The organism is Larkinella harenae (assembly GCF_054780515.1).
Genome location: NZ_BAAGWE010000001.1, coordinates 627,071 through 640,488, shown reverse-complemented (window position 1 = coordinate 640,488; position 13,418 = coordinate 627,071). Strand labels below are relative to the sequence as shown.

The 13,418-nt window shown below is 52.8% G+C and carries 9 protein-coding genes; 7 read left to right on the top strand and 2 right to left on the bottom strand.

Annotation, left to right across the window (positions count from 1 at the left end):
- Window positions 1-4: 4 nt before the first annotated feature.
- On the bottom strand, window positions 5-982 hold the full coding sequence (locus tag ACYVH9_RS02595) for a 3-hydroxyacyl-CoA dehydrogenase family protein (protein WP_460634730.1): 978 nt from the start codon (window positions 980-982) through the stop codon (window positions 5-7).
- Between the two features lie 14 nt (window positions 983-996).
- Window positions 997-1,386: a RidA family protein gene (locus ACYVH9_RS02590; RefSeq protein WP_460634729.1), complete on the bottom strand. Its 390-nt coding sequence runs from the start codon at window positions 1,384-1,386 to the stop codon at window positions 997-999.
- 202 nt (window positions 1,387-1,588) lie between these two features.
- Between ACYVH9_RS02590 and ACYVH9_RS02585 the strand changes: the two genes are divergently transcribed.
- The 7 genes from ACYVH9_RS02585 (at window position 1,589) to ACYVH9_RS02555 (ending at window position 13,416) form a co-directional block, all read left to right on the top strand.
- Window positions 1,589-2,461: an AraC family transcriptional regulator gene (locus ACYVH9_RS02585; RefSeq protein WP_460634728.1), complete on the top strand. Its 873-nt coding sequence runs from the start codon at window positions 1,589-1,591 to the stop codon at window positions 2,459-2,461.
- Window positions 2,462-2,606: 145 nt separating this feature from the next.
- Window positions 2,607-5,828 carry a SusC/RagA family TonB-linked outer membrane protein gene (locus ACYVH9_RS02580; RefSeq protein WP_460634727.1) on the top strand — a complete coding sequence of 1,074 codons (3,222 nt, stop codon included), beginning with the start codon at window positions 2,607-2,609 and terminating at the stop codon, window positions 5,826-5,828.
- A 15-nt stretch (window positions 5,829-5,843) separates the two neighbouring features.
- On the top strand, window positions 5,844-7,328 hold the full coding sequence (locus ACYVH9_RS02575) for a RagB/SusD family nutrient uptake outer membrane protein (protein WP_460634726.1): 1,485 nt from the start codon (window positions 5,844-5,846) through the stop codon (window positions 7,326-7,328).
- 39 nt (window positions 7,329-7,367) lie between these two features.
- The gene (locus tag ACYVH9_RS02570) at window positions 7,368-8,708 is read left to right on the top strand and encodes a sialidase family protein (protein WP_460634725.1); all 1,341 of its coding nucleotides are present in this window, start codon (window positions 7,368-7,370) and stop codon (window positions 8,706-8,708) included.
- Window positions 8,709-8,761: 53 nt separating this feature from the next.
- Complete coding sequence (locus tag ACYVH9_RS02565; protein WP_460634724.1) at window positions 8,762-10,120, top strand: sialidase family protein; 1,359 nt, start codon at window positions 8,762-8,764, stop codon at window positions 10,118-10,120.
- Window positions 10,121-10,155: 35 nt separating this feature from the next.
- A complete protein-coding gene (locus ACYVH9_RS02560) occupies window positions 10,156-11,955 on the top strand; it encodes a hypothetical protein (protein WP_460634723.1) in 1,800 nt (599 codons plus the stop codon).
- 321 nt (window positions 11,956-12,276) lie between these two features.
- Window positions 12,277-13,416: a sialidase family protein gene (locus tag ACYVH9_RS02555; RefSeq protein WP_460634722.1), complete on the top strand. Its 1,140-nt coding sequence runs from the start codon at window positions 12,277-12,279 to the stop codon at window positions 13,414-13,416.
- Window positions 13,417-13,418: the final 2 nt, after the last annotated feature.

Genomic DNA, 13,418 nt, shown 5'->3' with positions numbered 1-13,418 from the left:
GGATTTAACCGATTTGCTGGTCTTTCCGGAACGGATACCGGGCCGCCAACTGAAAAATATCTTTGTTAAAAACCGCAAAGGCGTTGTCCCATTCCTTCGCTTCGTCTTCCGTGTAATCGTATAAACCCTGTGCGCTTTGCGTGCCGCGCAACTGCTTCTCTACCAAAGGCTTCATTGAATCAGGCACGTCATCAGAATTGGACAACAGCGGGAAAATACGCCGGAAAATTTCCGCATAATCTTGTAATCCGGTGTAATCCATGCGCCGAAAAATACCCATCATCGTGATCCAGGAACCGGCATCGTAGCGAAAAGCCTTATCCACATCGTCCATGTTGGCCGCCCCCGTTTCTACCAGGTGAAAGGCTTCCCGGTAAATGGCGTACATTAGCCGGTTGGTGACAAATCCGCGAATGTCTTTCCGCAGCAGCGTGGGTTCTTTCTTCCAGTAGTGCGCCAATTCAAACACCCAGTTGGCACGCTCCAGCGAGGTCTGGCTACCGCAGGTAATTTCCATAAACCGGGTCATGTACGCCGGCTCGGCCCAGTGAATGCCCAGAAACCGTTCCGGATTGGGCACGTATTGTTGAAGCTGGCTGATCGGAATAGCCGAGGTGTTGCTGGCAATGACGGCGTCATTGCCAACCACGGCGGCTATTTTCTGGTAAACGACCTGTTTGATGTTGATGCGCTCCGTAACGCACTCCAGGACCAGCCGACACTCTTTCAAAATGGCGTAATCCGCCGAAACCGTCAGTTGCGTTCTGTGTTCTTCCGGTGATTTGGTCAGCAAATCGGCTTCCTCACCGTGTTTGATCTGGCTCAGAATGCGCTCTGGGGCATCGGCCAGTTCGGTTGGGAGTGGCGCAATGGCTTTTACCGGATGACCCGCCAGCAGAAGCGCTGCTACGATACTGCTCCCCATCAACCCCAGCCCAACAACGCCTACGCTGATCTCACTCGTTTGTATCATCTCATCCATTCGCCGAACGGTTTTCAGGCCGGAAGTTTAACAATGCAATCAATTTCTACTTTTAACTGCTCCGCCAGCACCGATTGCACGGTAGTCCGGGCGGGCTTGATGGCCGGAAAGTAACTGGCATACACTACATTGTAGCGGTCGAACTCGGCAATGTCGGCCAGGTGAACCGTACATTTGACCACGTCGTCCATCGTGGCTCCCGCCGATTCAAGGATGGCTTTGATGTTTTGCAACGTCCGGTGTGTTTCGTCTTCAATGGTTCCCAGTACAAATTGGGAGGTTTTAAAGTCAACGGAAGCCTGTCCACTGATGAACAGAAAACCACCGGCAATGACCCCGTCCGAATAAGCACCGGTTGCAAAGGCAGGATCACGGTCGGGGTGAATCACTTTTGTTTTACTCATGCGTGAAAAGCAGATAGAAAGGTTGTTGACGGGCAGCCGGAATTATCGGACCCGGAACTTACAGCAAAAGTAGTCGTGCGAGTTTGCTATTTCTGTTACTTTTATCCATATTTCTGATACTATTTTTCACAACCCTCCGGCTGATTCAATAATTTTGGTATACTTACTCACCTCTTAGTATAGCCCTTAAGCCCTTTTCGCCATGAAGACTGTTGAAGTTCGGTTACCGCAAGAATATGACAAATCTTTTATTGTCTTTCAGGAAACTGGCCAATTTTTTCCTTGCCCCTGGCACTATCACCCGGAATATGAACTGGTACTGGTTCTGAAAAGCACCGGCCGCCGGATGGTGGGCGATCATATCGGCTACTTTGACGCGGGTGACCTGGTTTTCATGGGGCCGTCGCTGCCCCATGTCTGGGTCAATGATCCGGAGTTTTTCAAAGGCGAAGCTGGCTACCAGGCCAGGGCCATTGTGGTTCAGTTTGTGGATAACTTCCTCGGAAAACCGTTCATGGACATCCCCGAAATGGACACCTTTCGCAACTTCCTCAAGCGCTCCAACCGAGGAATGACCCTAATGGGAGCAACCCGCGAAAAGATCACCGAGCTGATGAAACAGATGCTAACCATGAACGGTTTGCAGCGGCTTTCTGCCTTACTATCCATCTTTGACACCCTGGCAAACACTACTGAATATGAGATGCTTGCCAGCCCGGGTTACGTCCAGAACATCCACCTCAAATCGTCGGACCACCTGCGAAAAATCAACCAGTACATCATGCAGAATTTCCAGGAAGAGATTTCGCTGCCGGAAATTGCGAGCGTCGCGAACATGGCGCTAACAACGTTTTGTTGTTTTTTCAAGGAACATTACCGCGTCTCGTTCGTGGAATACTTAAACACGGTACGCATTGGCCATGCCTGCAAATTAATCTCCGAAAAGGACCTGAATATTGTTGAAGCCGCCAGCGAAAGCGGGTTCAATAACCTCGCGAATTTTAATCGGCAATTCAAAAAAATTAAACACATGACACCCAGCGAATACCGGAAAACCCTCAACGCAGCCGTTTGATTTTCTTTTTTCACCGGAAAAAGGGAGCAGGACGGCAATTCTGAAAAATAGTATTACAAATACAAATAAAAGTAGCAGATTCCGATAGGGTCGAAACTTAATTTTGCTTTTGTCAAAATCGGCACGACTTTCTATTTGGAATACTATGAAAAATAAAACTTTACCTGCTTTTTTAAACGGGAAGCGCTGTTTTTTGCTGGTTGTACTTCTTTGTTGTAGCCTGACGATTTTTGCGCAGCAGGCGCGCACGGTCAAAGGTAAAATTACCGACGAACGCAACGAAGGCTTACCCGGCGTCAGCATTGTTCTGAAAGGAACGACCTCCGGAACCACCACCGACGCCAACGGCCAGTACACCCTCAATGTTCCCAACGACCAGGCAGTAATGGTATTCAGTTTTCTGGGGTACGAATCGCAGGAAATAACCGTCGGTAATCAGACCTTACTGGACATTACGCTGAAAGGCGACAGCAAAACCCTCAACGAAGTCCTGGTTGTCGGCTACGGCACCCAATCGCGGGAAACGGTAACCACATCGGTCACGAAACTGGACGCCAAAGTACTGGAGAACGTACCGTATGCCAATGCGGCTTCGGCCCTACAGGGTGCATTGCCCGGGGTTCGGGTCCAGGCTCCGGCCAACGGCGGACAGCCCGGCGCGGCTCCCCGGATCATTGTGCGGGGCGGAACCTCCATCAACAACCCGAATGGCGCGGCCCCGCTCTACATCATCGACGGGATTATCCGGACCAATATGAATGATATCAACCCCGACGATATTGAATCACTGCAAGTACTGAAAGATGCGGCCTCAACGGCTATTTACGGTGCCCGTGGTTCTAATGGGGTGGTTATTATCACCACCAAAACCGGTAAAAGCGGCAAAACCCGCGTCACGTATTCCTACGACCTGGTTTTCTCCCAACCCGGCAAGATGTACGAAATGGCCAACGCCCGGGATTATATTTATCTGCAACGGGTGGGTGCCGTTCGGTCGGCTAAAAAAGACCCGACGGCCACGCGCATGCTGACCCTGGCAACCGGGGCCGGAACCGGTAATGACTTAACGAAAAATACCATTTATACCACCCAGTACCTGACTCCCCAGAATCAGCACAAACTGAACGAAGGCTGGGAAAGCATGCCGGATCCGCTGGATTCCACCAAAACGATCATCTTCCAGAATACCGATTACCAGAAACTGATTTATCAGAACGGCGTTTCGCACAATCACTATGTCGCGCTGACGGGTGGCTCTGAGAAAGCGACATTCAATGCGGGCGTTGGCTACCTGAGCAACCAGGGAACCGTCATTACAACCAAATACGACCGGTTGACATTCAACCTGAACGGCGAACTCAAGGTACGGGATAACCTGATGTTTTTTGGCCGGACGATGTTCACCCGCTCGAGCAATAATGAAGTCTATAATATTTCGCAGATTTTTTACCGCTCAGCCGCCAACGTCCCGACCTCCAAACTCTATTACGAAGACGGTACCCTGGCACCGGGTGCCAACCGGGGCAACGGCAACGCCCTGTACTTTCTGAACAAAGACAAACGGGGCAATTCCATCGAAAACATGACCCTGTCGGTCGGTGGACGCTGGGATATTTTGCCGGGACTTTCCTTCGATCCGCAGCTCTCATTGTATAAAGTAACCACGGATGGCTATTCCTTTCTGCCCTCCTTTTACAACGGCACCACGCCCGTCACCACCCGGGCGGCTTCGGCTCTTTATGAAAGGTTGACCCAATGGCAGGCCGATGCGGTTTTCTCGTACGACAAAACGTTTGGCACCTTCCACAACCTGTCGGCAAAAGCCGGTTTTTCCTACTTCGGACGAAATAATTACAGAATGACAGCCAACGGACAGGGGGCCGCTACGGACCTGATTCCGACCCTGAATGCGGCCGCTACGCCGGTTTCGGTAGGTGGTGTAATCAGCGACCAGGTGATTCTGGGATATTTTGGCCGGATCAACTACGATTATAAACAGAAATACCTGTTCTCCCTGAATGCCCGCTACGACGGCGCGTCCAACCTTGGTGCCAACCACAAATGGGGCTTTTTCCCGGGCGTATCGGTCGGCTGGAACCTGCACCAGGAAGAATTCTGGAAAGCTTTGCCCGCCGATCTGATCCAGCTGAAACTGCGGGGAAGCTACGGCGTCAACGGGAACATCAGCGGGCTAAACGACTTTCAGGCGCAGGGCGAATACGGTGTGGGCGACCGTTACCTCGGAACCTCCGCCGTACAGAACACCGTTATTCCGAACCCGGCCCTGAAATGGGAACAGTCCAAGACGTTCAACGTCGGTGCCGATCTGGGCCTCTTCAAAAGTCGGGTGAACATGATCGTCGATGTGTACCGGCGCGTGACCGACAATTTGCTTACCAGCCTGACACTGCCACCGTCCACCGGTTTTACCAGCATCTTCACGAATCTGGGTAGTCTGGAAAACAAAGGAATCGAGCTGGAACTGAGCGCACAAATTTTGCCGCCGTCTTCCCCCCTGCAATGGCAGATTGGCCTGAATGCCGCCAAAACCCGTCATAAAATCCTGACGCTGCCTTTCAACGGCACGCCCAACAACCGCATCGGGGGGTACAACGTTTACGACCCGGCCAGCGGCACGTACGTCTGGGGCGGTGGTTTGCGGGAAGGCGGTCGCATTGGCGATCATTACGCCTGGAAACAGATCGGGGTGTATGCCACCGATGAAGAAGCCAAATCAGCGCCGGTTGATCAGTTGATCACCTATGCCGACAAAACAAAGTACGGCGGAGATGCCATTTTTCAGGATCTCGACGGCAACAACATCATTGATGAACGGGATCGCGTATACGTCGGCAATCCGTTCCCGGTCTGGACTGGCGGTATTTCCAACAATTTATCGTACAAGAATTTCAGTTTCGCGCTTCGGCTCGATTACGCAACCGGCCATACCATTTACAACTACGCCCGGGCGTTCATGGATGGTCAGTGGGCCGGGGTTAACATGACAAAGGAGATGGCCGAAAAATCCTGGAAAAGACAGGGCGATGTTGCCAGCATGGTGCAGTACCAGCCGGGTATCGGAAATTACAGCAACTGGCGCGGAACGGCCTGGCATGAGCTAACGACCAATTCCATTTATTACGAATCCGGCGATTACCTGTGTCTCCGGGAGGTTACGCTCAGCTACAGTGTGCCAACAGCGGTTTTGCAGCGGTTCAAAATCAGCAACCTGCGTTTCAACCTGACCGGCAACAACCTGCACTACTTTACAAACTACAAGGGCTTGAATCCGGAAGATGGTGATCGCGATAATGGCCGGTATCCCATTCCGAAAAATATCGCCTTTGGTGCTTCATTAACCTTCTAAATCATTCGCTTCCTCATGAAACTCTCCTATAAAGTAATGATGGGCGTTCTGTTGGGAACGCTGCTTAGCACCTCATCCTGTACCGATCAACTGGACCTTGAACCGACGAGCGTAATCACCAATGCCTCCTTCTGGAAAACCGAGGATGATGCCAAGGGCGGTTTGTCCGGGATGTACGTCAAATTACGGAATGAAGCCCGCCTGAACCTGTTTATCTACGGCGAGGGCCGCAGCGAAGTCATGCAGAAATCGCTGGCTGGTACACTCGACTACGACCGCTATTACCTGAACACGCTCAACCAGGCCGCCACGGCCCCCGACTGGATCGGATTGTACTCGGCGGTTAATGCCGCTAACCTGATTCTGAAATACGTCCCGGGCATTACCTTTAATTCCGAAGCCACCAAAAACAGTACGCTGGCGCAGGCGTATGCAATGCGGGCTTATCTTTACTTCGTCATGGCCAAAACCTGGGGTGATTTGCCACTGCGGACTACGCCCACCGAAGGATTTGACCCGGAGACGACCTTTCTGGAGCGCTCGCCCGTGACGGCGGTTTTTACGCTGATTAAGGAGGATCTGGAAAAAGCGTTGCAGCTCTTCCCGGACAATGCCTTTACCAATGGCCGCAGTATGTGGTCCAAACCTTCGGTAAACGCGCTGAAGGCGGACGTATTTTTGTGGACCGCCAAACGCATGAACGGCGGAGCGGCTGATTTTACCACGGCGCTGGCAGCTTGCGACGAAGTAGCCAAAGCGGATGTCGCGCTGCTTTCGGACTTCAACAGCATTTTCCGGTACGCGAACAAGGGCAACAAGGAAATTCTGATGTCGGTGGGCTTCCGGCTCCTGGAACCACCCACTGGCAACTATTTCGACAACATGTACATGGCGGTGGGTGTGCTGCCCGCCAACGTGGACGATGCGACCAAAACAATTGTGGGCGTTTCGGGCGGAAATAACGTGTGGGAAGCCAGCGCCCTCGTCCGTAATCAGTTTGTGGCCGACGATCAGCGCCGGAACGGTTCGTTTCACGAAATTTATACCAACGGAGCCAACGGCACCCGCAACTACTTTATCTCGGTACCGCTGAAAGGACAAGGCGTTGTCGACGGCGGGGTACGCGTCTTCGTCGACGACATCATTCTGTACCGTTACGCCGATGTGTTGCTGCTCAAAGCCGAAGCCAAGAACGGTTTGGGCCAGGACCCCAGCGCCGAAATCAATCAGGTTCGGCAGCGGGCTTACGGCGCTAAATTCGAAACGTACAAATTCGTCAACGGCACGAAAGAAGCCAACGACGCGGCCATCCTGAAAGAACGACTGCTGGAACTGATTTACGAAGGCAAACGCTGGTGGGATCTGGTGCGGTTTGGCAAAGCGTTTGATATTGTGCCGTCGCTCCAGTCGCAGAAAGGCAAAGACCACCTGCTGTTGTTCCCAATTTCCAGCAACGTACTGAGTTTGGAACCCAAAATCAAACAAAACCCCGGTTACTAGCCCACCGACTCCTAAACCCTAACCCAAATAAATCTGCCCATGAAAAAGCAACTGCTTTTATTCATTGGCTTCCTGTGTCAAGGCTGGGCCGTAGAGGCCCAGCCCTCTTCTTCTACGACCTGGGAGGAACGGAAAAAAACTAGCCTGACCCGCCTAACACCCGGTATTCCGGCGTATGGAAAAACGGAACTTCAATACAAACAGGGTGGCAAAAAGAAGTTCAGCGTGGCATTGGGCGAACCGGTGGTCATTACGGTGGCCCAAAAGGAAGAAAAGTGGGGCTTTTACCAGTTTCCAAACATCTACCGCAGTGTAGACGGCACCCTGGTGGCTACCTGGGCCATGCATACCGACCATGCCGAAAGTTACGGCAAGGACAGCGACGGTTTTGCGGTTTCGAAGGATGGTGGCAAAACCTGGACCACCCGGAACGGACCAAAACCGCTGGGCGACGGCTTGCTGCTGCCCAATGGCGACCGGATCAAAAACTATACCCCACCAGCGCTGGATACGACGACCCTGAAACTGCCCCAAAAAGTGAGTACGACTCCGGAAACCTACGGAAGAACGTTTTCCTACTATAAACTGGACGAATTGCCGGAGCAATTACAGGGCCTTTACCTCAACCGCCTGAGAAAAGGCCAAAATGAATGGACCCTGGAACACAACCGTCTAATCGATCCGACGGCGGTTCGTTACACCGACGACAAGCTTTTTCCGCTGGTGTGGTGGGGCGACATGAAAGTAGAATCGACGAACGACATCGTTACGGGTATTTACCCCGGTTTTTTCATTCAAAACGGAAAAGTCCCGGCATCAGGTGTGATTTTTTACCGATCGGCCGACCAGGGAAAGACCTGGAAAGTAGTTGGTAAAATTCCCTATGCCCCGGATTTGACCAACGACCCCAACGGCAACAAACGGCTCGCGTTGGGCTTCACAGAACCCGCTTTTGAAATTCTTTCTGATGGCTCGTACCTCTGCGTGCTCCGCACTGCCGACGGCCTGGGCAACAGTCCCATGTACGTCAGCCGCTCAACGGATAAAGGTGCAACCTGGAGCCATCCGAAAGCCTTCACCAGCACCGGGGTGTTGCCCCAGCTGCTTCAATTGAAGAACGGCGTTACGGTTCTGGCCGCTGGCCGACCGGGTATGCAACTTCGGTTTTCAAACGGTTCGAACGGTTTGCAATGGACCGATGCCTTTGAAATGCTGCCCTTTATAAATGATAAAGACGCAGTTTCCTGCGGCTATCCGGATCTTTTACCCGTCGGCCCGGATAAATTCCTGCTCATTTATTCCGATTTTAAATTCAAAAATGAAAAGGGCGAAACCCGCAAGGCCATTAAAGTGCGAGAAGTCACCGTCACTCCGCTGTAGCCAGCCCGATTGCCGGCCAACGGTTTTTCTTTGCCTCCATACCCCAGCTCAACATGAATAAATCGTACCTTTTTCTGCTCGGAATTCTTTTGGCCGGCTGTAAAACCGTTCAGAAATCCTCCACATCCGCGACAGAATGGACCGAACGAAGCAGTGCCCCCCTTTCCATTATTACGCACGGTATTCCTGCGTATAACCAAACCGCTATTCAATACAAACAGAACGGGAAAGCCAAATACCGGGTTACGCTCGGCCAACCGGTGGTGGTAAGCGTGGCCGACAAAGAAGAAAAATGGGGACATTTTCAGTTTCCGGACATCGCCCGTACCGTTGACGGCGCCATTGCGGTGAAATGGCAGATGGCCAACGACGCGATGGAATCGTATGGGAATACGTCTTCACCAGCGGCCATCTCGACCGACGGCGGAAAAACCTGGAAGATCAGCCCAACGGACTGGGAGCACTCCCGACTGGAGGAAGGCGTGTTGTTGCCCAACGGCGACCGGATCAAAATTGTGACGCCGAAACCCGTGAAAGAATCCGACCTGAAGATGCCCCAGCCAGTCGGTTCGTTCAAACGAAGGAATTACGAACACACGTTTTATAAACTAAGTGAAATGCCCGCCAGTCGGCAGGGCGTTTTTCTGGCGCGTCGGAAGAAAGGCGAACCGGACTGGACAAACGAGCAGGCCAGCCTCGACGACCCGCAGGCCTTGCGCTACAGCCTCCGTGGCATGGTGCCGGTGGTGTGGTGGGGCGACATGAAAGTAGCCGCCGATGGCTCGGTCGTGGCCTGCGTGTACCCGGGTTTTCACCTTCGGAACGACGGGAGTCTGGATGCCAAAGGTGGGGTATTCTTTTACCGTTCGACCGATGCGGGGCATTCCTGGAAAATCCTGAGCCGCATTCCGTACCAACCTGATACTAAAACCGATACGAACGGCATCAACAAATTCTGGTTTACCGAACCCGCTTTTGACATTCTGCCCAACGACACCTACCTCAGCGTCATTCGCTCGCATGACATTTACAGCGGCCCGATGTACGCCAGCCGGTCGGCCAATCAGGGCAAGACGTTCACCAAACCCGAAGTCATCACCCCGAACGGGGTTTATCCGCGCATCCTGTCCTTGAAAAACGGGGTCACCGTTGTTTCTTCCGGCCGCCCGGGGGTTCAGCTCCGGTTTTCCAGCGACGGACAGGGCAGGCAGTGGACCAACGCATTTGAGATGTTGCCATTTAACCAAAACGAACCGTCTTCGTTTCAGCATGTTTCCTGCGGCTACACCGGCTTGCTACCAACGGGTGACAACTCCTTTTTGATCGTTTATTCTGATTTCAATCACAAAAATTCGCAGGGGCAACTCCGCAAAGCCATCAAAGTGCGGGAAGTCACGGTTTCTCCGCGCTGATATAACCGGCCCAACGCACTCAACCTTTACGCAACATGAATCATCGCAACTGGCTTTTTCTGGCTTTGAGTTTTGGGTTTACGGTTTTTGCGGGCGCAGCAGATGGCAGCGGAATCGGACGCAGCGCAAAACCGCTGGTCGCCGATTCGAGTCGGACGGCCAAAACGAAGCAGCCGAAAAAAGAACCCGTGCCGTTTCTGTACAGTCCACCGGCAGCCCCGACGCCCCGACTCCTGTTCGACTATTATCACCGCAAAGGCCCCAGCACGAAAGTTGGCAATTTTATGGTAACCGGCGCCTGGACCACCATTAACGGGCGTTATGGCTGGGACGATTTTGTACACACCAATTCATTCGACCCGGTTTTTGTGGCGCTGGAAAAGGAGTTCGCCATTTCGATGGCGCAGGAACCGTATTCCGAAGCAACGCTGGCGCAGAAAGATGCCGTCGTGATTGTTAATCCCGACAACCCTAAGCTGGACCCTACGGCCACGCTCATCTCCGATGCCGAAATTGCGATGCTCCGTCGCTACGTCGAAAAAGGCGGCAGTCTGATGGTCATGATCAATAGCGGGGGCGACGACCGGGCCGCCGAAGACTTTGAGGGTGTGCAATTGCGCAAACTGGTCCGTAGTTTTGGCCTCGACTGGAACAGCGACGATACGCATTATTCGGACGTTACCATCGGCGAAAACCACCCGTATTTCTACGACGTTCCTATTTTCCACTACGGTTCGGGCTGCACGCTCCGGATTTTGCCAGAAGCCAAGAATCCAACGGTTTTGATGCAGGTCGCTTCCGATGCGGGTTATCCCGACCGCAGCGTCAAAGGACCGGGCATCGTGATGACGCGGCCGGGCAAAGGAAAATTCATTCTGGTTGGCGACAACGGTTCCTGGACCGGTAACATGTCGCGCCCCTGGGCCGAGAACGAACGGATTCTGAAACAGCTTTTCCGGTACCTAAAACCCGACCAGGGCGTCAAAGCACCCCAGCTACCAGCGGGCAAAACGTTTAATTATGAGGTGACGGTGGCCGAGTTGCAGGGAATTCCGGTCACAAATACGCTCAAGGGAATTGAGCATCCTCATTTCAAAATGTTTTCGCCCCGCCCGGCCACAAACATGCCGTACCTGGAAGCCACCGCCAACCTGACCTTGAAAGTAGGCAGCCACGGCCCGGAAGAAGCCGCTCCGCTGACCGCAGACATAGACGGTTTTCGGTGGTTTGAAGAAGCTCAGCAGGAACAACAGCAGATTCAGCTGGTGGCCAGTCGGCAGGGAAAAGTAAGTCAGATTGAGGCAACGGGCCACGCAGCCCGCTGGCTGTCGCCGGATGTCTCGATCCTGGTTCCGTTGTTGCCCGTAGATGGCATCCGGCCGGGCGACCGCTGGGAAAGCCTGGAAACCGTACGGGTGCCGATGCTGAACGGTACCGAACTACCACCGGTAAAACCGACTACTATGTCCATGACCTACATCAGCAATACCGAACTGGAAGGGCGGGCCTGTCGGCTCATCCGGGCCACGGGCGAACTCTGGCTCAGTGACCTGGGCGTTCAGATCACGGATTTGATTCCCGATGAGGAAGTCCGGCGCGTGGGCGGGCCACGGTACCAGTTCTTCAATCCGCACGGCGGCAAAATCCTCTACAAACGCGAACAGTGGGTCGATCGGGAGACCGGAACCGTATTGAAAGGGCGGGTGCAAACGCGGATTGTTGCCTGGATTCAGGACAAAACCGTCGCCGTTGGCAGTAGCAACGCTGTCAAAGACCAGCAAATGATTGTGTCGATGGCCCACAGCACGACTTTTAAGCTAAAAAAGGAACGTTGATAAGTTGGGAAAACACCCGGTGAACGTCGACCGATTCGTGTGGCCAGACTTGTACAATCATTCAAAAACAATTGGCCGAACCGGGTCCGTTTTTAATGAAACTGAAGAATAGTATCATAAATCAAAAGGAAAGTAGAAGACTCGCTAGCGAACAAAACTTAATTTTGTTGAGACATTCCGATAACGAATAAAATATGGAATAGTGGCCGTTTCGTGAATTAATGGCGTAATACCTGTAACCCTAAACCCGTACCCATGTTTTCAAGAATACACAAAGCTTTTTTCGCTCTTCTCATCATCAGCGCGATTTCAATTGGGATGATGTCATTCATACCCGAAAAACCGTTCGGTTCAACAACCGAAGATTTGCCCGGCATCCGGAAAGTAAAAGATTTCGTGATTTACCAGGACGAACGGTTTTACTCCTCGTTTCCTTCCATTATCAAGAAGCCGAACGGGGAGCTGCTGCTGGCCTTTCGGCGCGCCCCGGAGCGGAGAGGCTTCGGCGAAAAAGGAACGAACCACGTTGACCCGAATAGCTACCTGGTCGGTCTGCGCTCGAAAGATGGCGAAAACTGGACGAAGGAACCAGAATTGATTTATTCGCATGCCTTTGGCGGTTCGCAGGACCCGTGCCTGCTGCAACTGAAAAACGGCGACATTCTGTGCGCGAGTTACGGCTGGGCGTTCCTCCGTCCCGACGGCATGGCGAATCTGAAAAAACCGTATTTTGAAGCGGGTGGGGCTATTTTTCTGGGCGGCTATCTGGTGCGTTCAACCGACGGTGGCAAAAACTGGACAGGGCCGATTTATCCTCCGCATATTAAGCCCGAAATTAATTTCAGCCCCCTCGGTGGAACACCCATTCCGGCCTATAACCGGGGCGCGTTGTACGAAGGCAAAAACGGCCGGATTTACTGGATCGTAGCGTCAAGCGACTCCAACTCCCCGAAGAAAACATCCAATCATCTGATTGTTTCGGATGATAAAGGACAGACCTGGAAATACGAAAGTGTGGTGGCCATCGACGACAAAGTGTTGTTCAACGAAGCCTCCGCTTACGAAACACCCGAAGGTGACATTATTGGTTTTCTGCGCACGGCGAATCTGGACGATCAGGCCTGCATTGCCCGTTCCACCGACGGTGGCAAAAGTTTTAAATGGGAATCGATGGGTTTTCAGGGTCACCCAATGCAGGCTTTGCGGCTGGCCGACAACCGGGTGCTGCTGGTCTACGGCTACCGGCATAAACCGTTCGGCATTCGCGCCCGAATTCTGAATGCTGAATGCACGGATTTCAAAACCGCTCCCGAAATCGTGCTGCGGGAAGATGGTGGCAACACCGACATTGGTTACCCCTGGTCGGTGCAACTGGATAAAAAACGGGTTCTGGTCGTGTATTACTACAACCTCGACAACGGTACCCGTCACATCGCCGGATCAATTCTGGAACTGAAATAAGA